Raw genomic sequence first — 21,935 nt, 5'->3', positions numbered from 1 at the left:
TATACCTCACTTATAAGAAAAGGTACAAGAACAAAAACTTATTGTTCAGTAATTCCCAGCAATCTGTTAAGCTTAGCTTTATCAAACCCTACTACGATTGTACCATCAATATCCGTCTGTGGCACACCTCTTTGCCCACTTCGCCTTACTAATTCTGCTGCCGCACTCGGATTTTTACTTACGTCTACTTCTCTAAAAGGTATGTTATGCTGTCTTAAATATGCCTTTGTAGCATTACACCAGGGACAAGAGGGAGTGGTGTAAACAGTTACTCTGTGGACCTTTTGACCTTTTCCATCAGAAACCTTTGAAGGAGCGACAACTAAAAGTTTTTCATAATATTCTTTGCTTTGAAGTCCAAATACAAACTGCCATGGCTCTTTATCCTTGAAAAGTATCACTGAAGGCACTACTTTGATTCCATATTGTAGATGAATATCTTTTACCTCAGAAGCATTTACTACATAAACAGGCACTTTAGGATTGTCTTCACTGAATTTCTTCATGACCTCTAAAGCTTCAAGACTCTTTTGTGAAGAATTAGAATAAAACATTAGCATAAAAAATTCTTCTTTATTTTTTACTTCTTCAAAGTGCTGAGTATCCTTTATAAACTCTAACATCAAATCACCTCTTTAAATATTTATGTTATCCAAAATCGAAAATTTATATAAGCAAAATTGCAATTCTTTTTTATTACAAACTATTGCAAGCTACGGCTACCCCCCATAAGTATTGGGTCGCACTTTATATTATAAGGAAAACTATTTTAAAAATCAAGATATTTTTAACAATCCTCCTTATGAATTAAGTAAGAGCCTCTCTGCTCTTAGAATGACAGATAAAAACCCCCCTTAGTTAGAAGGGAGTTTGTTTAATACATACACTTTTTCCTTTTTAATATATTTTATTACTTCCCTATAAACGAATTCCTCAAAATATTCTGCCTCTTTATAGGTAAATATTCCATCTTTTATAACTGTATCATAACAAAATACTGGAGAATCTTCTTTTAATTTTTCTATTTTTTTAGCTTGCTCTGTTACCATTCTAAAAGCGCCAATATTGATATCTTGTATACCTTCTGTAGGTATTTTTGAAAAAACATATTCCACAAAATTTTTATATATTTTTTCAAATCCTTCTATATACATCACTGGTTCAATAGAAATTCTAACTTTTAAGCCCTTTGATATGGCCCTTTTTATGTTTTCTATCCTTTTACTGAGAGAAGGTGTTAGTTTTTCATATCTATCGATGACCGGTTGGGGCAACAATGTCCATGCGAAAATTACATTAGAAGGTATGTCGATAGATTCTACGGAAGAAAAATTGGCGCTTTTTGTTCGTATTTCTATTACAAGGTTTTTATTCCCTTTGGCATATTCAATCCACTGTTTAGTAAAGCCTGTAAGGTATTCTAAAGCAGGTAAATCCGTCTCATAGGATATGCTTAAATAGACCTTCTGGTCTTGTGTAAGTTTATCTATTTCTTTAAAATATTCCTCAATATTCACAAAAATAACAAGATGTCCTGAAGGGTACATACCCTGTAAATAGCAATAATCACAATCATAAATACAATTGAATATATTTGATGTATGGTAAAAATTGATATTTCCAAAATCTTCACAAAGCTTAGAACCTTTATATATAAAATCATATCTTTTTTGGGCTAATATAAGATTTTGCCTTTCTTTTTGTATAAGGTAGTTTTGATTAGGTCTATTGAAAACCTCACTGTATCTGTCAATAAGCACCACTTTACTTTTAGGAAATTTCTTTAAAATATTTTGCGTTATAGAATTAGGAAGTACTTCCTTCTCAACGTAAATGTGAGAGAATTTTTTCAAAGGCCCTCTTCCTCTCTTCTTTATTATTTACCTGTACATCACAAAAGTTTTTTAAAAAATCTATATTTTTACCCTTTCTAACCTTATAATGTAGGCAAGCTTTATAAAAAATTTGCCCTTGACTAGCAGTAAGTTTTAGCTTTTGTGAAAGAAAATTTATAATTTCTCTTTCATAAAATGAAAATATATCGCTAGTTTTAAAACTATTTTTCAATATTTTAATAAATTCATCTATTTCCTTTAACTTGTTTTTTATTAACTCATAAATTTTATCTTTAGACACATCCTCGAAATCTGTACTATCAGAGACAATTTTTAAAATATAAATTCTGTGGGTCTCGAAAAACTTAGAGGCTGCTTGATAAAAACCGCTGGTTTCCATATCGCAAAGTCTTGCTGTCATCAACTCTTTATCTTTCACTATATAATTAAAAGTCTCTATATCACTTTCCTCAAAAGGATGGTCTATCAAAATATCAGGTATATAATTTTTATGAGTTTCATTGTCTACAATTTTGTTAATAAGGTATATGTTCCCTATTTTTTCATTCATATCTTTCGAGCCACATACACCAATGTTTATTATAAAGCTTTGTGGATCCCACAAATATCGAGTTGCCGCATGAGAAACAGCTATACTGCTATTTATTTTCCCCACTCCTGTTACTACCAACGTTATTTCTTCATTTCTAAAAACTTGAAAATATCGATTTCCTACGTCTTTTTTCAAGCCAAAATATTCAATTAGAGGTTTTGCCTCAATATATAAAGCGGTTGCGATAAAGACCATCTTAGCACCTCTTTCAAAAACATATAAAATTTGTGCCAAGAGAAATTCTCTTGACACAAAAAGCTCCCCCTTTATTCTTTAATGACAAGCCTGTGATACTCTTTTTTGCCCTTTCTTATTAAAATGCTATTATCTTTTATCATATCATCTTTTATATATTCATCAATACTTTCAACTTTTTCATTGTTTATATACAGTCCACCTTGTTGAACAAGCCTTCTACCCTCACTCTTTGAAGGTATTATCTTCGTTTCAAAAAGCACATCTAAAATTTTTTTACCAAAAACATCAGACGAGACAGCAACAGAAGGCACATTGTCTAAATCTCCACCGCTTTCAAATAAAGCCTCTGCCGCCTTTTGGGCTTTTATAGCCTCTTCCTCTCCGTGTATAAGTTTCGTGACTTCATATGCCAGTAATTTTTTAGCCTCGTTTATCTCTTTATCTTTTAATGCCCCTAATCTTCTCACTTCATCCATAGGCAAGAAAGTGAGAAGTGCCAGGGCTTTTTCCACATCCGCATCAGCTATATTTCTCCAGTATTGATAGAATTCATAAGGAGAAGTTTTATTAGGATCAAGCCATATTGCTCCCTTTTCTGTTTTTCCCATTTTCTTCCCTTCACTGGTGGTAAGTAAAGTAAATGTCATGCCATAAGCCTGTTTACCTTCTTTTTTTCGTATAAGCTCTATACCAGCAATAATATTAGACCATTGATCGTCTCCGCCCATTTGCATTACACAATTGTATCTTCTATTTAATTCGAGAAAATCATAGGCTTGCATCAGCATATAGTTAAACTCCAAAAAGGAAAGGCCTCTTTCTAATCGAGATTTAAAGCATTCTGCTGTAAGCATTCTATTTACAGAAAAATGAACTCCTATATCCCTTAAAAATTCAATATAATTTAAGTTTAAAAGCCAATCAGCATTATTGGCCATAATGGCTTTGCCATCAGAAAAATCGATAAGCCTTTGCATCTGCTTTTTAAAAGCTTCGGCATTTCTATCTATTTCTTCTTTAGTCAACATCTTTCTCATGTCGGTTCTGCCACTTGGGTCCCCCACCATAGCCGTGCCACCGCCTATTAACACAATAGGCCTATGGCCTGCTTTTTGCATGTGGGACATTACCATAATTTGAAGAAAATGGCCTACATGCAAGCTGTCTGCAGTAGGGTCAAAACCTATGTAAAATGTGATTTTTTCCTTCTCTAAAAGCTCTTTTATTTCATCTTCATGAGTCATTTGCTGAATATATCCTCTTTCTTGCAAAACATCAAGTACAGACACGATAATACCTCCATCATCTTATTTTTGTATATTGTATCAAATGAAAAGCATATTTTCAAATATTTTTGACAATATAATTTTATCATTTTATAATATTTATTATCAACAAAATAAAAGAGAAGTGATTGTATGAATTACAAAGTTTATGCTACAGGTAATAAAATAGAAAAGTTTTATTCTGATGCAATAAAAGAATATGAAAAAAGGCTGAGACGATTTTGCAATATCACTTTTTTGAACTACAAAAATTTTCAAAAATTATATTTTCAAGAAATGGATAAATATTATAAAATAGTAATATCACCTACAGGTAAATCTTTGTCTTCAGAGGAATTAGCAGAAAAAATAAAAGCGTTTGAACTTACTGGAATAACAGATATATTAATAATCATAGGAAATGAAGAAATTCATTGTAATGAGGCCATAAGCATAAGTAGCATGAAAATGAGTTTAGGTTTGACTTCTACTATTTTCTTTGAACAGTTATATAGGGCATATAAAATCTTAAACAATGAACCTTATCACAAGTGATTTTCTCTACTAAAAGCTAAATAAATCTGCTCTAAAAGTACAAGTCTCATAAGCTGGTGAGGAAAAGTCATTTTAGAAAAAGAAAGATTTAAATGGGATTGTTTTTTTATATTTTCCCACAATCCCAACGAACCACCTATTACAAAGGTCATTTCTCTGTAACCAGATTGAAAAGTAGTCTTTATGAACTGGGAAAACTTGTATGAGTCTATTTCTTTTCCTTCTATAGCAAGAGAAACAACAAAGCTTCCCTTTTTTATTTTAGAAAGAACTCTCTCTCCTTCTTTACGCAAAATCTCCTCTTTTTCCTTTTGACTTAAATTTTGAGGAGTTTTTTCTTCCTCTACTTCTTTAATCTCTATTTCACAATAAGGGCGCAATTTTTTTAAATAAAAATATATACCATTATTTATATAGTTCTCCTTTATTTTCCCAACTGCTATTATATGTATTTTCATTATTAAGTCCCTCATTTTTAAACTACAAGGTATTTAGGTGGCTCATCACAAAAATCACATTTATGAGGTACTAGCCAATCAGTAAAAGAAACTTCATCCAATTTGTAAATATCCGGTGGCTGTTCGTACACTTCGACAAATTCTTCGATGGCATCCTCTAAATGCTTTTCACACACAACAAACATAAAACCTCTCCTATTCTCCGAGAGTTATAGTAGTATATCCTGTCTTCCCTGTTACGGTTTGGTACCTAACTTTTATTTTGTCACCTGGATTTTTTTCATAAACAATACATTTTAAACTTGTCATAGTATTTACAGGTCTTTCATCTATCTCCAAAATAATATAGCCCTTTCTAATGCCAACTTTATAAGCAGGGCCTTTAGGGTCAATATCCGCCACATATATCCCCTCATATATATAAACATCTGCGGAAATGTAACTGGCAATTTCCCTATCATAGGCAACTATGCCAATATAAGGTGCTTTAAATGTGCCCGTTTCTACCACTTTCTTTAGTATAGGCTTTACAATATTTATAGGTATAGCAAAGCCCAATCCCTCAGCAGTTGTTACCTTCGCAGTATTTATTCCAATTGCATAGCCTTGAGAATCCACTAAAGGCCCTCCGCTATTACCTGGATTTATAGAAGCGTCGGTCTGTATCAAGTCTTCCATGATTCGCGGTCTCCCATCCTCAGTAATGGGAAGGCTTCTATTTAAAGCGCTTATTATTCCAGAAGTAACCGTTCTTTGAAACCTAAGACCTAAAGGATTTCCAATTGCTATTGCGGTTTGTCCTACTGATATCTTATCAGAATCTCCCAAAGGTATAATTGGTAAATCTTTTGCATCAATTTTTAAAATAGAAAGGTCTAAAACAGGGTCAGTCCATAAAACTTTACCCGGAAGTATACTGCCATTGCTTAAATATACCTTTATATTTTTGGATTTTTCATTAGCTACATGATTGTTTGTTATGATATAACCGTTAGGATTTACTATAAATCCTGAACCTATACCCTCCACAGCCTTTTCTATAAAATAATACTCTCTTTGAAATTCTACAGTAGTAATCCCTACAACAGCAGGAGTATCCTTTTTCGCCACTACTTCCGCTATTGTAGGAGATTCTTTTGTTGGTATAACTATCTCTGTTCTTATTCCTGATGAAGGAGGATAAGGTATAGGAATGACTTTACCCCATAAATATTTTGGTGCAATATACACAAATATCAAAGAGCTAGCCAAAGTAGTTATAATTACAATAGCAAAAAAACTCTTTAATTGACGCTGCATAATATCACCTCATAAATAGGATGAGATATTATGCAGCGCATTATACTTAAAATTTTATAGTTTTTTTATTCTTTTACTCTTACTACATCAGCACCTAATTGTTGAAGCTTTACTTCCATCGCTTCATAACCCCTATCTATATGATAAACCCCCATAACCTCCGTCGTACCCTCTGCAGCAAGCCCTGCTATAACCATTGCAGCGCCTCCTCTTAAGTCTGTCGCATAAAGAGGCGCACCTGTCAATTTCTCCACACCTTCAAATATTGCATTTCTTCCTTCTATTCTTACTTTTGCTCCCATTTTTTCTAACTCATTTAAATATTTAAATCTATTTTCATAGACATTTTCAGTAATAACACTTATACCATCCGCCAAAGCCAAAAGCACCGCAAAGGGCTGTTGCATATCTGTTGGAAAACCCGGATAAGGTAAAGTCCTTATATCAACATGTTTCAAAGGTCCTTCTCTTCTTACTCTTATCACATCATCGTATTCTTCAACAATAATACCCATTTCTGTGAGTTTTGCAATAATTGCTTCTAAGTGATTTGGAATTACTCCTTTTATATACACATCACCTTTTGTTGCGGCAGCTGCCACCATGTAAGTTCCTGCTTCTATTTGGTCTGGAATAATGGTATAGTGGCACCCGTAAAGTTTGTCTACCCCTGTTATCTTTATAGTATCTGTACCAGCGCCTTTGATATTTGCTCCCATTGCATTTAAAAAGTTTGCTACATCCACTACATGGGGCTCTTTTGCACAGTTTTCTAATATTGTTACCCCTTTGGCTTTAACCGATGCCAACATCAAATTTATAGTAGCACCTACACTCGCCACATCAAAATATATATGATTCCCCATCAACTTCTCAGCTTTAATTCTTATAAGTCCATGCTCTATGGTAGTTTTTGCCCCTAAAGCTTCAAAACCTTTGATATGCTGGTCAATAGGTCTTACGCCAATATTGCATCCCCCTGGCATCGCAATTACTGCCTCATTAAACTTACTTAAAAGTGCCCCGATAAGATAATAAGAAGCCCTCATTTGGCTCGCCAAATCCCGAGGAGGATAAAAGGAATTTAAGCCTGTGGGGTCAATTATTACTTCATGCTTTTTCTTTTCTACTTTCCCTCCCAGATGGCGTATCATCTGGGCTAATAATTCTATATCTTTTATATCAGGCAAATTATCTATCACACTCGGAGTATCAGCCAATAGCGCAGCGGGAAGAATCGCAACAGCAGAATTCTTGGCACCACTTATCTGTACACTTCCTTTAAGAGGCTTTCCTCCCTTGATTATAAACTTTTCCATTCTTAATCTTCCCTTCAAATCAATTAAATTAAAATAAGTCAAATGTTATCACAATATATACTTTAATACAATTTAAAATATTTTACAAGTATTTAAAGAAGAAAAAGAAAAAAGAAGAAGGAGGTATTATTTACCTTCTTCGAAATTTCCTGTATAAGCATTTACGTAATATTTATCACCTTCTTCAGTAGTTATCCTCCAAACAGGGACTGCTTCTCCTTTTGTGGCATTGCTCCAGTTAAAATAATAGCCTAATTTTATCTCATTTATTACCATAGGCTTTGTATCCCTCTTTATCTCCACAAGCTTTAAAAGAGCATAAACCGCATCTATCACATCTTTCTTAGCTTTTTCCATTGCAACAGAACCAAACCAGCATTTTGAAAATTCAAAGCCTTTATCATCTATTTTCCCTTCAATCCATCCACCATCTATAAAATAATCCTTATAGGTTTGAAAATACTTTATTGCTACCTTCTTTCCTTGAATAATTTTTTCAACTTGACCATTTATTTCTTTAAGTTGATGACTATTTATAAAATTATGTATATACTCTTCCTTTTGTGAAGAAGACATATTTTTAAACTTATCACTTCTTTCAAAATAATAAAAACTTACGCCGTCCACTTTGATGGTTTTATCCTCAAATTTAAAAATTGTATATCTGTTTTCTTTGTACTTTCCATATTTTTGTCCTTTAATAAAATTCTCTAAAACAAAATCTTCATCAAATATTTCTCTCGTTACTTTAATAAGTGGCAGCGGTTCTTTCTTTTGCGGAATTGTAGTCTTTAAAATTATGTTATTTTGTAACAAAACCTTCTTTAAAGAATGCAAATCGTTTCCAGATAAAATATAGGGTTCCGATTTATTCATTTTAGCAATAGTTAGATATAAAAGAACATTCAAAATCGCAAAAGTGATTATCATCACTGTTTTTGCTTTAGACCAGTTCATAATCTATACCCCATTGTAAATCAGCTTCCCATCAAATATGTTTATAAAAAACTCTCTATTATTACTTTTTACTATCCAAACAGGTATAAATTGACCTTCATAATACGCATAACCTATTTTTAAATCAGAAAGTGGTTGTTGCCAGCTTATATGCTTTATACCCATTACAAGAGATTGCTTCAATTTTGCATGAGAAATTAAATAGTTTCCATTACTCATCAAATCTAAATACAAAACTCGTGCATATTTAATATTCCCATTTAAAATATTTATTTCGATTGGAAAATCCGGCATTTCTTTTTGCAAAATTCGAAGAGGATAATCAAATATATAATTAAAATAAAAAGTATATTCCCCTTTTTCTTCTTTGAAATCCATCAAATAAATATCATCAACTTTAATCCCTATTTCCTCCAAAAAGACAATAGATTTTTTAAGTGCAAAATTTTTATCAGTTGAAGAAGGCTCAGAAATGGTATTATAAAACTCTACATACCCATTTTGATATAGTCGCAAACTTTTTAAGCCATCGGTATAAACAGTACATCCACTATTTTCAGTAATTTTTCTCACAACAGAAATATTCGTAAAAAATTTCTCTAAAAAATGGTGATCAGATTCAAAATTTGTTTCTTTATTATATATTTCTTTAATCGAAAAAGTAAGAGAAGGTATGTACACGTTTTTTTCAAAATATGTATTGCCTTCCTCATAAACAGATTCACATACACTGACCTCATCTTTAGGCAAATTTTCTATAATGTTTTTTAAAACCCCCATCTTTAAATAATTTAAGCAGTAAAATTTTTTATTGATTGCATCCTTTACAAAAATTTGATTTTTGTCTATATTAACGATAATTTCTTCTACATATATATCGCTATTTATTTTTCTAAACCAGCTATCTCTATTGGTAAAAATATCTTTTAACAAGTCACCATTTACACTTTTTCCAATTAAAAATCGCATAAATGTACCTTTTTGTGCGTTTTCCCAACTATTATCATCGACTACATTTATTTTTTCTTCTTTATTTGAATTAATAAAATCTGTTGTTTTTTCCCATAGAGAAAAAGAAAAATCTCCATTTGACACCAAATATACTTTACCTTGAATACCAACAAAAGTGTATTCTGGCCTAATTATACGAAAAATGTCCACTTTTGCATTTGTGGACTTTTTATTAATAAAAGATAATTCATTTTGAGGAAAGGATATCCATAGTTTATAAGTTAAATACACGCTCGTTAAAACAAGAAAAAGCAATAGCAGTGATTTAACTTTTTCCTTCATTCCTCAAACCCTCTATCTTAAAAGGGATTTTATTATGTCTTCAATGGCAGTAATTGTTATTTGTAAAACCCCATCCTTTTTTGTGAGAATTACGTGTCCTTTTATTATTTGCAACTGATCACCTTTATAAGCCTTTATGACAATGTAATTATCTCCATAGCTTAAAGTCAATAATTTTGCAAAAAGCATTGTATCGTCAATAACCCATTTGTTGCTTAAATTATCGTTTAAAATAAGCTCTACAACAGTATTAGGTTGTCCACTTCCAGAAATTACAAAATATTTGTTATCTGTCTTTACATCATCTATATTAGTTTTTACCGTTATTAGGTCTTGTGCGTATCCGAATGACATAAAAATGGCCATAAATATAATCACTGCTACAAATAAAGCAATTATTTTTTTCAAGAATATCCCTCCTTCTCTTTTATGACTTTATTATACAGTACTATTATTACAGTATTGTTACGGTAATATTAAACTATTATTACAAATTTACTGGTATGGCAGTTTAACCCTCACTATGGTACCTTTCCCTACTTCGCTTTCTATGCTTACCTCCCCTTTGTGAAGTTCTACAATTTGTTTTACAATAGAAAGTCCTAATCCTGTACCTCCAAGTTCTCTGGATCTAGCTTTATCTACTCTGTAAAACCTTTCAAAAATTCGAGGCAGGTCTTCTTTAGGAATTCCTATACCGTTGTCTTCCACAATGAAGCTTGCAAAATTTTCATCATATTCTGTTATAACTTTTATCATTCCGTTCTCTGGAGTGTATTTTATAGCATTAGTTACTAAGTTAACTATTACTTGTTCCATTTTATCTTTGTCAATATAGACTTGCCTTGGCGCTTCTTGAAGGTCTACGATAAGTTTTTGATTTTTCTTATGAGCTTCAATAGAAAGCCTGTTTATTACATAAATTACTACCTCATTTAAATTTTTGTGCTCAAGTTTTAGGTTACTACCTTCAGAATCCATTTTTGATAATAAAAGTAAATCTTTTACAAGACGTGTCATTCTGTCGGCTTCTGAATCTATTATTTTTAGAAATCTTTTCGAATATTCAGTATCTACATCGCTGTAAAGAAGAGTCTCAACATAGCTTTTTATAGTAGCAAGAGGAGTTCTAAGCTCATGAGAGACATTTGCCACAAATTCCTTCCTCATGGTATCCAATTTATGTTGTTCCGTAATATCGTGAAGCACATAAACATATCCTTCTATTTGTTGATTGTTTTTTAACGGAGCTATATTAACTGTTAAAACCTTGTTTCCGCAATTCATTGTAGCTACTGCATCTTCTTTTTCTAAATTTAGTATTCCCTCTATTGGCATCCCTAATTCTAATTTCACATTTAATATTTTTTCGGCAGCCTCATTATAGTGTATTATCTTGCCTTTTGCATCCGTTGCCACAACACCATCGGTCATAAATCGTATGATAGCTTCTATTTTGTTTTTTTCACCTTGAATATCATTTAAAGTCTGCTTTAACCGCAAAGATAAAAAATTAAACATTTCACCTAATTTTCCTATTTCATCATTAGATTTTATCTTTATCGTCACATCAAAATTGCCTTCTGCCATCTTTTGTGCATATTTTGTCACTTCTTTAATGGGATCTGTTATAGTTTTGGACAAAATATACCCAAGCACTACAGTAATTCCAACAGCAAAAAGAGTAGCACTCAAAAGAATTAAATTGACATCTGATAGAGTCTCATATATTCCATTTAAAGAACCGCTGATATACACAACACCATTTATTTTACCATCGCTATTATAAACTGGCATGGCAAAACTTTTTATTTTCCCACTAGAATTATAGTCATCAGTAACTTCACTTCCGATTTCCCCTGATAGGGCTTTGACAATAGCGGGAGTCATCATTTTTCCTTTGTCTCCAGTTGAACTGGCCAAAATATTCCCTTTATTATCCAAAATATATACGTATTTCACATTTGAATTGGGACCCATGTACATATTTATAATGTTTTTTAAACTTTTTGCATCCATGTTGTCTTTAAGGGTAAAAGAAATGCCGCGTACCTGCGCTTCAAGGTAATTGTCAAAATTATTCATGTGGTAATTTTCAAGAGATTTATAAAGATATACCCATATGATTTCCATTGCTACAAGTATTAACAAAGTATATATGAGAATTATTTTCCATTGAATACTTTTAAATTTGCTTTTCATCGCTAAAATAGTAACCAACCCCTCTTTTTGTGTGAATAAGCTTGGGGTTACTGGGGTCATCTTCTATTTTTTCTCTCAGTCTTCTTATGGTGACATCTACCGTTCTAATATCACCCAGGTATTCATAACCCCATACTTTTTCTAATAGCATTTCGCGAGAGAAAATAAGCCCTTTGTTTAAAATGAGAAATCTCAAAAGTTCAAATTCTCTAGAGGTAAGTTCTATCTCTTTATTGTTTTTTTCTATTTTATATTTTGACATATCAATTTTTAAATTTTTTACGTAGATAACATTCCCAGGCTCATTTCCATTTAAACTAATTCTCCTTAAATTAGCTTTTACTCTTGCTATGAGTTCTCTTACAGAAAAAGGTTTTGTTATGTAATCATCCGCTCCCAATTCCAATCCCAGTACTTTGTCTACTTCTTCTTCTTTAGCCGTCAGCATCAAAATAGGTATAGTCATTGACTGCCTTAGAGTCCTTAACACTGAAAAACCGTCTAATTTAGGCAACATCACATCAAGTATTATTAAATCTGGATTTTGTTCTTTTGCTATTTTTAAAGCTTCTTCCCCATCATAAGCTTCATAAGTTATGTATCCTTCTTTTTCTAAATTGTATTTGATTATCTCAACTATAGGCTTCTCATCATCAACTATCAGTATTCTATAACTCATTTTAGTTCCCCCTTGTCCTTTTTATAGGGTTAAAGCAAGAAGAGCAATGCTCTTCTTGCTTTATTTTACTGAGTCTACAAATTTCTCTAAATTTTGTCCTGTAACTTTATAAAAACTCTCACTTAAACTTAATCCTTTTCCCAAATATTTTAAAATATTTCTTATGCTTTGCATCCCATATTTATCAGCTATAGCTTTTACTATTTCAAAAGACCTCTTATAGGCCATTGTCTCATCTAATTGGTTAAAATTATAAGTCAACTCTTTAAGAGAATATGGCTTATCAGTTGTTACGCCTTCACCCCAGACAAAACCGTTTTCTCGATATTCTTCCAGAAGGGCTATACCTTCTGTAAACCATACAGGGTAATTGCCTTTTGCAATATCATCTACAATAAGGTGGGCAAATTCGTGTACAATCGGTCCGTCATGCTCAAAAACTTTTTCTATGTCTTCTGTAGGAGTAATCCACAATTCAGGTGATACTATGCTTATGACTCCATTTAAATAAAGCCCCATAGCAGTATCCCCTTTTGCAAGTGAAAAGTCTCTATTCATTTTTTCAGGGTCATGGTACATTATAATGACAGTTTTACCGGCTGGTTTGTAACCTAAATCTTTAGTAACACTGTCATAATGCTTTTCTGCAATTTTTAAAACAAGAGGAATATATTTTTCATCTTGTTGTGTATATCGCACTATAAAGTGTTCACTTTGTGCTGTTTTGTAATCTTTTACATTATCTGTTAAACCATTTTCTTTTATTTCTCTCACATATGGATAGGAAGCCACCATAATTTGGTTAGCATAATAAAGAGAAATGACCAAAATAAGTGCAAAAGCAAAAACAATAATTTTCTTTTTCATCCTGTATCACCTCACACACATTTAAAACTCTGTATGTAATTTATATGTAGAGGCTTTTATATGTATGAAGCGATACAGGTTTTTTGACAAATATAATTACAACTGTATTATAACATTCATAAATACTTGTAGCAACCCCACAAAAATAAAAAGCCCTCCATAGGGCTTCAGTTTGTTGACAAAGTTGAAAAATATTCAAAGGAGATATTTTTCATCGTCGCTCCGATGTTCCAAAGCGACAAAACTAAAGCTCAACCTTCAGGTTCCGGCAGGGTCCCGGGCACATTCGACATCCTTGTCTTAGTGCCCGCCTTCGCCATCCATGGCTTCGGCCCTGCCTCCACCCTCGGTCTTGCTAAGTTTTGCTGCCGCTTTGTAACAAGTCACTCCTTATGCAAAATATCTCCTTTACGAAAGTTTGTCTACAGTCTGAAGCCCTCCATAGGGCTTGATAATTTCATCTATTTAAATAGGGCAAAGGATTAACTGGAACCCCATTTTTTCTCACTTCAAAGTGCAGATGGGGTCCTGTCGCATAACCACTGGAACCTACCAAAGCAATTTTTTGTCCTTTCGCCACTTTATCACCTTTCTTAACAAGGAGTTTACTAGCGTGTCCGTAATAAGTAACATAACCATTGTGATGGTCAATTTTCACTAAATATCCATAGCCACTTTCCCAACCTGAAAATATAACAGTACCTCCATCTGCAGCATAAATAGGCGAACCTGGGGGTGCCGCTATATCAACTCCTGTGTGAAGTCTCCCCCATCTTTGTCCAAATCTTGAAGTGATAGTACCTCTCGCAGGATAATTAAAGGACCCTGTAGCAATATAAGATATTCTTTTCGAACCTACAGCAACTATTTTGTTGATAGGATTTTCAAGGACATTTTCACTCTTTATTTTTTTTGAAACCTCAACGCCATTGTAACTTACAACAACAGCAGTTACCTCTTTCAAGCCTTTTTTACCTTCTACTAACACTTTAGACTGATTAGTATACAATTTTTCATCTTTAGTAAGCTTTGTCTCAAAAGGTATTTCCTCTTTGTAAACTATTCTCTTTTCAGTAACAACCGTGATATTAGGTACAGCAGAAGATAAATATATTACTTGTCCTGGTTTTAAATTTTCTGTAAGGTCAGGATTTAATTTTAAAATATCATCAATGTACATATCGTGGTCTCTTGCAATAGACCACAAACTATCGTTTTCTTTTACAGTGTATGTAACAGCTTTTTTTACAGGTTGTTGCAATATTTTTAACGCCTCTTCTCGGCTTACTAAATATTTTGGAGGTATGTACTTTTCTTCAATTTTGACATCCTCTTTAAAATATGTTCTATCAGAATCTTTTGCGTATTTATTCTTTAACATTTCCAGAACCTTATTTGCTTCTTTTTCACTTTTTAACGCAGTCACAAACTTGCCATCTACTATTATGACAGCAGCTTTACAGTTAAAACTTATAGTATTTTCCAAATTAGCATAAATTTTATGTACATCTGTCAGACCTTTCTTGCCTACTCTTACCCTTTCAAATTTTATTTGTTGATTTAAAACTATATCCGTCCCCGTCTTTTCTTTTTCTCTTTTATGTAATTCTTCTATAAAATTTTTTACCTCATCTATATTCTTGGTAATTCCCATAGTTTCACCATCTACTGTTATCTTGTAGGCAAATCCTTCTTCATATACAATAAAAGAAAGACCTATGGACAGTGCTACCGCAAAAGCTATAATGTTGTTCTTGTAAGTCTTTAATAAACTAAGAAAAAACTTATAGCTTTTATCCCCCGCCTTCCCCATAGTATTCTCCTTTCTTCTGTTAATCTTTTTTAATTATACCATATTTTTTTGTAAAACCAAATTTTAATTAATGAAATTTTTAACACCTTTCTATATTGTATGTTATACCTCAAACTAATATTCCTATATATACTTAGTTAATTTAACAATATACTCAAATATTCCGATAATTATGTTAAATTCTTTTCAATTGAAGAGGCTATTTCGCTGTGTTATAATATATTCGAGGTGGGGAGGATGAGCGTTTTTAGATTTTTAAACGAAAATAACGATTGGGGAAGTACTCCCATCAGCAATTATTTTATAAATCATTTCATGTTAGATGCCCCAGGTGAATATGTCAAAGTATATATTTTGGGATTGAAATATTGCTATTTTGGCAATGAAATACCTTTAAAAACTTTAGCAGATAAATTATTTATGTCAGATATAGAAATTGACAGAGCTTTGAAGTATTGGGAAAAATCGGGCTTAGTTAAATTAAAATACATAGAAGGTGAATACACAGTTGAATATCTCCCAGTTATCCCACAACCAACCTCAAATCACAGCATCTCCTTACAGGACCCTCAAGTAAAACAAATGTTTGAAGCAATTGAATTGTCTTTGGGAAGACCTTTAACCCCCACAGAAATGGAAACATATTTAAGCTGGATAGATGAATACGGCTTTTCCTTGGAAATAATAACAATGTTAGTGAGTTATTGTGCTTCTAAAAACAAAACTTCTTTAAGATATATGGAAAAGGTAGCAATAGCCTGGCATGACGCAGGTCTTAAAACTGCACTGGATGTAGAAGAATATTTAAAATCAGAAAACAAGAGATGGCAAAATTATAGAAGGATTTTAAGTGCTCTAGGTCTTAAAGAGGATGAAGTAATGGAATCCCACAAAGAAATGATGGACCGCTGGATGGAGGATTTAGGTTTTGATGTAGATGTAATAATAAAAGCCTGCAACGAATGTACCCTTAAATTGAATGAACCCAGTTTCCCTTATATAAACAAAATACTAATCAACTGGTTTAACGAAGGAATACGAACAGTAGAAGATTTAGAAAACAAAAAGTCTTCTGTAAAGAAGAAAACCCCTGTTACTTCAGGTTTTAAAGCTCCTAAAAACTACTTTAACAGCTACTCTCAGAGAAGTTATGACGTAGAAGATTTGGAAAAGAAGCTTTTAGCCCATTCAAGGGGTGAATTAAATGAATGAAAACATCATCCATGAAATCCTTAAAGAATATGAAATGAAAAGAGATACGGCTTTGAAAGATGCCCTTTATCGTAAAAACAAGCTTTATAAAGAAATTCCCGAACTCGAAAAAATTGAGGAAGAAATTAAGAAGGTAGGAATCGAAATAACTCAATCAATTTTTAAAGAACCTGAAAAGGGAAGAGAACTTTTAAATCTTTTAAAAGAGAGGTTAAATAAATTAAAAAAGAAGAAGGCTTATCTGTTAGAATCTAATGGATATCCTGAAGATTATCTAGAACCTAAATACGAATGCAACGTATGCAAAGATACAGGATATGTAAATGGAAAGCGATGTAGATGCTTTGACCAAAAACTTATAAATATTTACTATAAACAATCAAGTATAGCAGAAATACTTAAAAAAGAGAATTTCTCTAATTTTAATTTCGAATATTATTCAGACAAACCCTTCGGAGATAAGCCTTCTCCAAGAAGCAACATGAAAAATATTGTAGAATTTTCTCTTAATTTCATAAAAAATTTTGATACTACCGCTGAAAGTCTTTTTTTCTATGGAGACTCGGGTCTTGGCAAAACATTTCTCGCTAATTGTATAGCAAAGGAACTATTAGATAGAGGTAAAAGTGTGATATATCGAACAGCGCCAGATTTAATTGAAGGCTTGAGAATAAACAAGCTTAATGCGGATGGCAGTAGTTATAATGAATATTTGGAATTGTTAAAAGAATGTGACCTCCTTATAATCGACGATTTGGGAACAGAGTCCATAACTGCTTTTAGTTTGCAGGAATTTTTTAATATTTTAAATACACGATTGTTGTTTGGCAAAAAATTTATTATTTCTACAAATTTACCTCTATCAGAAATAATGGCAATTTACCCTGAAAGAATTTATTCACGAATATTCGGCCATTTTAAACTGCTTAATTTCTACGGTGAAGATATAAGACTAAAACGAAAAATGATAATTTAATAGAACCACTCTTGGAAAAATCCACCTGTATCTTTGCCTGTAACACTGTCCACTACGTCAATTAGGTCTTGCGTAGTGGCAATTTTATATTTGTATTTATTGTAATAATTTTGAAGAACTTTTTTGAATTCTTCGTCACCTACCAGATTCCTCAGATTGTAAAATACCATTGCTCCTTTGTTATAAGCTATATTAGTGTATTCTTTCCATTCTTTAAAATCTGCCAAAGTCTTAGCAAACGAAATATCTGAATTAGTATTTAGAAATTTATTAAATTCCCCTTCTATAACAAGTCTATAAATCTCATCAGCTGTTGCCTTACCGTAATACCTTTCTATATACATAATTGTAGTGTACTCCGTCAATCCTTCATCCAGCCAAGATTCTTTTATTTGGTTGTTTCCCACAACACCATACCACCACTGATGAGCAGTCTCGTGAGCAATTACATATTCTAAATTAAACAAATTAGCATTTGTGTACAAATCCTTTGATATCATTACAAGATTGGGATATTCCATGCCCCCCATGTAAAAATCAGTCTGCACAACAGAATATTGTTTATAAGGATACCTGCCAATATAATCATTGTAAAACTTAATCGCATCTACAGCAAATTTAAGAGCTTTATCCCCATATCCTTCTGTAAAATAATAGGATTTAACTTTTATGCCATCTACCTGTTGCTCTGTTATCTTAAATTTTGTGCTTAAAACCATAGCAAAATCCCTTACTTTTTGCGCTTCAATAACTAATTCTTTGGAATCTCCATAGTTTTTCTCTTCTTTTATTTCTCCAGTGGAGGCAACTATCATGTCTTTAGGTACTGACAATTTTACTTTGTAATTTGCTATATTACTATAAAAAGGGTCTCCAAAAATATAGTAGGGGTCATTATTCCAGCCATTTTTATCATATACAGAGAGTATCGGATACCAATTCCCTACCTGTACAGTATTGTTCCCATAGCCAAGTCTACTTCTACAAGGTGGAATTTGTACTTTGTAACTCATATTAATTTGTATTGTTTCCCCTTTTTTTAATTCTTTAGGTAATTTTATTTTTAAAATTTCTTCGTTAGGTTTTTCTAATTCGTAAGTAACAGGAATATTTTTATCAAAAGTAACTTTTTCAACCTCTATAAATCCCGGTTGGAAACCATTAGGATAAGCAAAAGGGAGCTCTTCCTTTGTGAAAGGCAAATTCTCTTGTGTTTTGAAAGCATTTGGATATAAATGAAAGTATATTTCTTTTAAAGGAATATCATTAGTATTTATATATTTTACTGTTTGAGTAGCATAAATTATTTTATTTTGGCTATCGTATTTTGCTTCAATTGTGTAAGATGTAAGTTGACTTTCTCTAGGTAAAAGATAAAGCACTAAGCCGATAATTACAACTATAATTAAACCCAATAGTGCTTTTTGTTTTATTTTCATATAACCAGCTCCCCTAAATTATCCTTCAATATATATTAGTACAAATTTTTAAATAATAGAACTTTTTCAGTTAAAAAATAAAAAGCACCTTAAAAAACGAAAAGGTGCTTTTAGCTCAATCCGTGAATAAATAATCCACTTCTTAGTTTAGGCTCAAACCAGGTAGACTTAGGAGGCATTATCATTCCCGCATCGGCAACAGCAATTAAATCTTCAACTGTTGTGGGGTGCATAGAAAAAGCCACTCTCATGTCTTCCTTAACTCTTCTTTCTAATTCTTCTAAGCCTCTAATTCCGCCTACAAAATCAATCCTTTTATCAGTTCTCGGATCTTTTATCCCCAAAATAGGATCCAAAAGATTTTTTTGTAAGATGGACACATCTAAACTTTCTATCGGATCCAATGGGTTAAAAGTACCTTCTTTGGCAGTAAGTTTGTACCAATTTCCTGATAGATACATGCCAAAAGTATGCTTTTGCGAAGGATTGAAAGGCTGGCCTTCATTACATTTCTCTACTTCAAATTTCTCTTCTATTTTTTCGATAAATTCACTTTCGGAATAGCCGTTTAAATCCTTTACCACCCTATTATATGGCATGATAAAAACTTCATCATGGGGCACTAGCACTGCTAAAAAATAGTTAAACTCCTCATCTCCTTTATAATCAGGATTTTGCTCTCTCCTCTTTAAGCCTACTTTTACAGAAGCAGCAGCCCGATGATGTCCATCTGCAATGTAAAGGTAGTCTATTTCCTTAAAAACATAAGTAATTTTATTTATTAAGGATTTGTCATCTATAATCCATACTGTATGTCTTATTTCCTCCTCTGATGTAAAATCATATACAGGATTTTTGCTCCTCATCCAGCTATTTAACAACTTTTTAAGCTCTGGGTTGGCTTTGTACGTTAAAAAAACTGGACTGGTGTGAGCATCACAGTAATCCATGTGATTTATTCTATCCTGTTCTTTCTCCGGCAGAGTAAGCTCATGCTTTTTAATTATTCCTTCTAAATACTCATCAATCGAAACAGTCGCTACCAATCCCACTTGACTCCTGCCGTTCATTATTTCTCTATAGATGTAATAGTTCTCCTCATTATCTTTTATTAACAGTCCTTTTTTAAGCATTTTGTCAAAATTTTCTCTCGCTTTTTCATAAACTATTTTATCGTAAGGATTTATAGAGGGAGCTAAATCTATTTCTGCTCTATCCACATGAAGAAATGAATAAGAATTATCTTTCGCCAAATTCCTTGCTTCTTCGGTATTTACGACGTCATAAGGCAAGGACGCTATTTTATTTGCCAATCCTGGTACAGGCCTTATTGCCTTAAAAGGTTTTACTGTAACCATAATAATCCTCCTAAAAATTTATTTCAACTGGTTTCAATGCTTTTATTATATCATATCACTTTATAAATGCAATGTATTAAAGTAAATTATCTTTTAATCTCACTTCTCGACAAATAATCACCTGGTTCTACATTAAAATTTATAGTTTTGCCATCACTTACTGCAATTACAGTCCCACACTCAATGTTCAAAATTACTTTTAATTTACCCAAAAGCCTGCATTAATAAGTATAACTGAACATCATTTCTATCTCATCTGGAGTTTTAGGTCTCGATATATAATAACCTTGTATTTTGTCACAGCCCCATTCCTTTAGCATACTAAGCTGTTCCTCTGTTTCTACCCCTTCCGCTACGACTTCATAGTTCATTTCCTTTGAGATATACAAAATTCCTTTGATTAATGTTTTTACTTTGTTTTCGTCAATCCTGTCAATAAGGCTTTTGTCCATCTTAATAGTGCTTATAGGAAACTCTACCATGTTTATTAAGGAAGAATATCCAACTCCAAAATCATCTAGCAAAATCTTTATTCCCCTTCTTAAAAATTCGTCTATTTTGTTTACCTTTTGCTCTTTAATGTCTAATATTTGAGTTTCAGTAAATTCTATGCCAATGAAATTTGATGGTATATTGTATTTATTAATAAGCTCATCAAATTTAAAGAAAAACTCATCCTCCCTAAGCTGAAGAGGAGAAACATTGATGTTAACCTTAAGCTCGATACCCTTATTTCGCCAATCTCTTATTTGTTTAAAAACATCTTCAATAATAAAAATACCAAATTCTTTGATGAGACCAGTTTCCTCAAGTACTGGGACAAATCGAGAAGGAGAGATATTGATATATTTGTTGTTTCTCCACCTTGCAAGGGCTTCAACTTCCTTTATCCTATTTTCTCTCAAATCATAAATAGGCTGAAATAAAAGGTAAAACTCGTTGTTTAACATCGCTTTCTTGATATCTACCATCATTTCAGCTTTTTCGATTATCTTGTCCTCTATAGTTTTGTCAAAAATGACATATTTTGATTTGCCCAACTTTTTAGCTTCGAACATTGCAGCATCTGCTTTTCTTATAATATCATCCATATGTTCGCCTATTTTTGATACATAAATGCCGGCGCTCACTGTTGTTAAGATATCTCTTTCCTCAACTTTGAAAATATAATTAAATTTTTCTATAACATCTTCTATAACGCTTATTGCTTCATCCAGATTACAGTGAAAAAGAACAACGAACTCATCACCACCAAACCTGAAAATCTTTCCCTTTTCTTTTACTATTTCAATCAGCATATTGCTTATTTCAACTAACACTTTATCCCCAAAATGATGTCCATAGGAATCGTTAATGTATGTAAAATTATCAAAATCAAGGAGTGCAACAACAAATTGGCAATTGCTGGAGCTATAATACTCATATAAAAAATATCTGTTTGGAAGGTGGGTCAAATAATCATAATAATACTTCTTATCTCTAAGTTCCTTTCTCTTCAGCACATAAATCATCCTTTCATATTCGATCGGCGGTGTTGAGGATATGCTGGACAAAATAATAGATTCTACAAAATCAAACAGATTCATGAAAAAGCTCC

The 21,935-nt window shown here is 32.4% G+C and carries 21 protein-coding genes and 1 pseudogene; 3 read left to right on the top strand and 19 right to left on the bottom strand.

Annotated elements, in window-relative coordinates; all coding sequences use genetic code 11:
* Positions 1–38 precede the first annotated feature (38 nt).
* From THYS13_RS10585 to tyrS, 4 genes are all read right to left on the bottom strand, one after another.
* Positions 39–623, bottom strand: coding sequence for a glutaredoxin domain-containing protein (locus THYS13_RS10585; protein ID WP_042834494.1), 585 nt, complete (start codon positions 621–623; stop codon positions 39–41).
* Positions 624–854: 231 nt separating this feature from the next.
* On the bottom strand, positions 855–1,853 hold the full coding sequence (locus THYS13_RS10580) for a spore photoproduct lyase family protein (protein WP_042834493.1): 999 nt from the start codon (positions 1,851–1,853) through the stop codon (positions 855–857).
* Positions 1,825–2,643, bottom strand: coding sequence for a nucleoside phosphorylase (locus THYS13_RS10575; protein ID WP_042834779.1), 819 nt, complete (start codon positions 2,641–2,643; stop codon positions 1,825–1,827). Before THYS13_RS10575 ends, THYS13_RS10580 begins: the two co-directional genes overlap by 29 nt.
* 71 nt (positions 2,644–2,714) lie before the next feature.
* Positions 2,715–3,935 (bottom strand): tyrosine--tRNA ligase, encoded by a 1,221-nt coding sequence (tyrS, locus tag THYS13_RS10570; RefSeq protein WP_042834492.1) that lies wholly within the window; start codon positions 3,933–3,935, stop codon positions 2,715–2,717.
* A gap of 129 nt (positions 3,936–4,064) precedes the next feature.
* Here tyrS and THYS13_RS10565 point away from each other — a divergent pair, with 129 nt between their 5' ends.
* Complete coding sequence (locus tag THYS13_RS10565) at positions 4,065–4,466, top strand: 23S rRNA (pseudouridine(1915)-N(3))-methyltransferase RlmH (protein ID WP_042834491.1); 402 nt, start codon at positions 4,065–4,067, stop codon at positions 4,464–4,466.
* Here the strand turns inward: THYS13_RS10565 and rlmH are convergent.
* The 11 genes from rlmH to THYS13_RS10510 all read right to left on the bottom strand — a co-directional run bounded on the left by rlmH (position 4,457) and on the right by THYS13_RS10510 (position 15,353).
* Entirely contained in the window at positions 4,457–4,924 is a 468-nt protein-coding gene (rlmH, locus tag THYS13_RS10560) for a 23S rRNA (pseudouridine(1915)-N(3))-methyltransferase RlmH (RefSeq protein ID WP_042834490.1), read from the bottom strand. The genes THYS13_RS10565 and rlmH overlap by 10 nt on opposite strands.
* Positions 4,925–4,941: 17 nt before the next feature.
* Positions 4,942–5,109 carry a CxxH/CxxC protein gene (locus tag THYS13_RS10555; RefSeq protein WP_003870754.1) on the bottom strand — a complete coding sequence of 56 codons (168 nt, stop codon included), beginning with the start codon at positions 5,107–5,109 and terminating at the stop codon, positions 4,942–4,944.
* Positions 5,110–5,119: 10 nt separating this feature from the next.
* A complete protein-coding gene (locus THYS13_RS10550; protein ID WP_042834489.1) occupies positions 5,120–6,223 on the bottom strand; it encodes a S1C family serine protease in 1,104 nt (367 codons plus the stop codon).
* A gap of 65 nt (positions 6,224–6,288) precedes the next feature.
* Positions 6,289–7,542 carry a UDP-N-acetylglucosamine 1-carboxyvinyltransferase gene (locus tag THYS13_RS10545; protein WP_042834488.1) on the bottom strand — a complete coding sequence of 418 codons (1,254 nt, stop codon included), beginning with the start codon at positions 7,540–7,542 and terminating at the stop codon, positions 6,289–6,291.
* A 126-nt stretch (positions 7,543–7,668) separates the two neighbouring features.
* Complete coding sequence (locus THYS13_RS10540; protein WP_042834487.1) at positions 7,669–8,499, bottom strand: two-component system regulatory protein YycI; 831 nt, start codon at positions 8,497–8,499, stop codon at positions 7,669–7,671.
* A 3-nt stretch (positions 8,500–8,502) separates the two neighbouring features.
* A complete protein-coding gene (yycH, locus tag THYS13_RS10535; RefSeq protein ID WP_042834486.1) occupies positions 8,503–9,792 on the bottom strand; it encodes a two-component system activity regulator YycH in 1,290 nt (429 codons plus the stop codon).
* 12 nt (positions 9,793–9,804) lie between these two features.
* Positions 9,805–10,200: a hypothetical protein gene (locus THYS13_RS10530; RefSeq protein WP_042834485.1), complete on the bottom strand. Its 396-nt coding sequence runs from the start codon at positions 10,198–10,200 to the stop codon at positions 9,805–9,807.
* Positions 10,201–10,287: 87 nt separating this feature from the next.
* The gene (locus tag THYS13_RS10525; protein ID WP_042834484.1) at positions 10,288–11,994 is read right to left on the bottom strand and encodes an ATP-binding protein; all 1,707 of its coding nucleotides are present in this window, start codon (positions 11,992–11,994) and stop codon (positions 10,288–10,290) included.
* Positions 11,978–12,673 carry a response regulator gene (locus THYS13_RS10520; RefSeq protein ID WP_042834483.1) on the bottom strand — a complete coding sequence of 232 codons (696 nt, stop codon included), beginning with the start codon at positions 12,671–12,673 and terminating at the stop codon, positions 11,978–11,980. Before THYS13_RS10520 ends, THYS13_RS10525 begins: the two co-directional genes overlap by 17 nt.
* A 60-nt stretch (positions 12,674–12,733) precedes the next feature.
* A complete protein-coding gene (locus THYS13_RS10515) occupies positions 12,734–13,540 on the bottom strand; it encodes a peptidase MA family metallohydrolase (protein ID WP_042834482.1) in 807 nt (268 codons plus the stop codon).
* 457 nt (positions 13,541–13,997) lie between these two features.
* Positions 13,998–15,353 carry a M23 family metallopeptidase gene (locus THYS13_RS10510; protein ID WP_042834481.1) on the bottom strand — a complete coding sequence of 452 codons (1,356 nt, stop codon included), beginning with the start codon at positions 15,351–15,353 and terminating at the stop codon, positions 13,998–14,000.
* Positions 15,354–15,590: 237 nt separating this feature from the next.
* On the opposite strand from THYS13_RS10510, the gene THYS13_RS10505 reads away from it, so the two are divergent.
* Both THYS13_RS10505 and THYS13_RS10500 read left to right on the top strand, forming a co-directional pair.
* Positions 15,591–16,565 (top strand): DnaD domain protein, encoded by a 975-nt coding sequence (locus THYS13_RS10505; protein ID WP_042834480.1) that lies wholly within the window; start codon positions 15,591–15,593, stop codon positions 16,563–16,565.
* On the top strand, positions 16,558–17,541 hold the full coding sequence (locus THYS13_RS10500) for an ATP-binding protein (protein WP_042834479.1): 984 nt from the start codon (positions 16,558–16,560) through the stop codon (positions 17,539–17,541). Before THYS13_RS10505 ends, THYS13_RS10500 begins: the two co-directional genes overlap by 8 nt.
* Here THYS13_RS10500 and THYS13_RS10495 read toward each other — a convergent pair.
* The 4 genes and pseudogenes from THYS13_RS10495 to THYS13_RS10485 all read right to left on the bottom strand — a co-directional run bounded on the left by THYS13_RS10495 (position 17,538) and on the right by THYS13_RS10485 (position 21,924).
* Complete coding sequence (locus THYS13_RS10495; protein WP_042834478.1) at positions 17,538–18,980, bottom strand: M1 family metallopeptidase; 1,443 nt, start codon at positions 18,978–18,980, stop codon at positions 17,538–17,540. The two genes, THYS13_RS10500 and THYS13_RS10495, sit on opposite strands and share 4 nt — an antisense overlap.
* Positions 18,981–19,090: 110 nt before the next feature.
* Positions 19,091–20,338 (bottom strand): DUF1015 domain-containing protein, encoded by a 1,248-nt coding sequence (locus THYS13_RS10490; protein ID WP_042834477.1) that lies wholly within the window; start codon positions 20,336–20,338, stop codon positions 19,091–19,093.
* A gap of 86 nt (positions 20,339–20,424) precedes the next feature.
* Positions 20,425–20,520, bottom strand: a pseudogene (locus tag THYS13_RS14820) (MBL fold metallo-hydrolase); the annotation flags it as partial.
* Between the two features lie 39 nt (positions 20,521–20,559).
* Positions 20,560–21,924, bottom strand: a complete 1,365-nt coding sequence (locus tag THYS13_RS10485; protein WP_235603350.1) for a bifunctional diguanylate cyclase/phosphodiesterase — start codon at positions 21,922–21,924, stop codon at positions 20,560–20,562.
* Positions 21,925–21,935: the final 11 nt, after the last annotated feature.

The sequence above is a fragment of the Thermoanaerobacter sp. YS13 genome, from assembly GCF_000806225.2.
Lineage (GTDB): Bacteria > Bacillota > Thermoanaerobacteria > Thermoanaerobacterales > Thermoanaerobacteraceae > Thermoanaerobacter > Thermoanaerobacter uzonensis.
Note: the sequence above shows the minus strand (reverse complement) of the source record. Positions and strands in the feature narration are given on the sequence as shown.

Coding starts and splice junctions, on each gene's coding strand:
- THYS13_RS10585 (WP_042834494.1), bottom strand. CDS start 623: ATGTTAGAGTTTATAAAGGATACTCAGCACTTTGAAGAAGTAAAAAAT.
- THYS13_RS10575 (WP_042834779.1), bottom strand. CDS start 2,643: ATGGTCTTTATCGCAACCGCTTTATATATTGAGGCAAAACCTCTAATT.
- THYS13_RS10565 (WP_042834491.1), top strand. CDS start 4,065: ATGAATTACAAAGTTTATGCTACAGGTAATAAAATAGAAAAGTTTTAT.
- rlmH (WP_042834490.1), bottom strand. CDS start 4,924: ATGAAAATACATATAATAGCAGTTGGGAAAATAAAGGAGAACTATATA.
- THYS13_RS10555 (WP_003870754.1), bottom strand. CDS start 5,109: ATGTTTGTTGTGTGTGAAAAGCATTTAGAGGATGCCATCGAAGAATTT.
- THYS13_RS10550 (WP_042834489.1), bottom strand. CDS start 6,223: ATGCAGCGTCAATTAAAGAGTTTTTTTGCTATTGTAATTATAACTACT.
- THYS13_RS10545 (WP_042834488.1), bottom strand. CDS start 7,542: ATGGAAAAGTTTATAATCAAGGGAGGAAAGCCTCTTAAAGGAAGTGTA.
- THYS13_RS10540 (WP_042834487.1), bottom strand. CDS start 8,499: ATGAACTGGTCTAAAGCAAAAACAGTGATGATAATCACTTTTGCGATT.
- yycH (WP_042834486.1), bottom strand. CDS start 9,792: ATGAAGGAAAAAGTTAAATCACTGCTATTGCTTTTTCTTGTTTTAACG.
- THYS13_RS10525 (WP_042834484.1), bottom strand. CDS start 11,994: ATGAAAAGCAAATTTAAAAGTATTCAATGGAAAATAATTCTCATATAT.
- THYS13_RS10520 (WP_042834483.1), bottom strand. CDS start 12,673: ATGAGTTATAGAATACTGATAGTTGATGATGAGAAGCCTATAGTTGAG.
- THYS13_RS10515 (WP_042834482.1), bottom strand. CDS start 13,540: ATGAAAAAGAAAATTATTGTTTTTGCTTTTGCACTTATTTTGGTCATT.
- THYS13_RS10510 (WP_042834481.1), bottom strand. CDS start 15,353: ATGGGGAAGGCGGGGGATAAAAGCTATAAGTTTTTTCTTAGTTTATTA.
- THYS13_RS10505 (WP_042834480.1), top strand. CDS start 15,591: ATGAGCGTTTTTAGATTTTTAAACGAAAATAACGATTGGGGAAGTACT.
- THYS13_RS10500 (WP_042834479.1), top strand. CDS start 16,558: ATGAATGAAAACATCATCCATGAAATCCTTAAAGAATATGAAATGAAA.
- THYS13_RS10495 (WP_042834478.1), bottom strand. CDS start 18,980: ATGAAAATAAAACAAAAAGCACTATTGGGTTTAATTATAGTTGTAATT.
- THYS13_RS10490 (WP_042834477.1), bottom strand. CDS start 20,338: ATGGTTACAGTAAAACCTTTTAAGGCAATAAGGCCTGTACCAGGATTG.
- THYS13_RS10485 (WP_235603350.1), bottom strand. CDS start 21,924: ATGAATCTGTTTGATTTTGTAGAATCTATTATTTTGTCCAGCATATCC.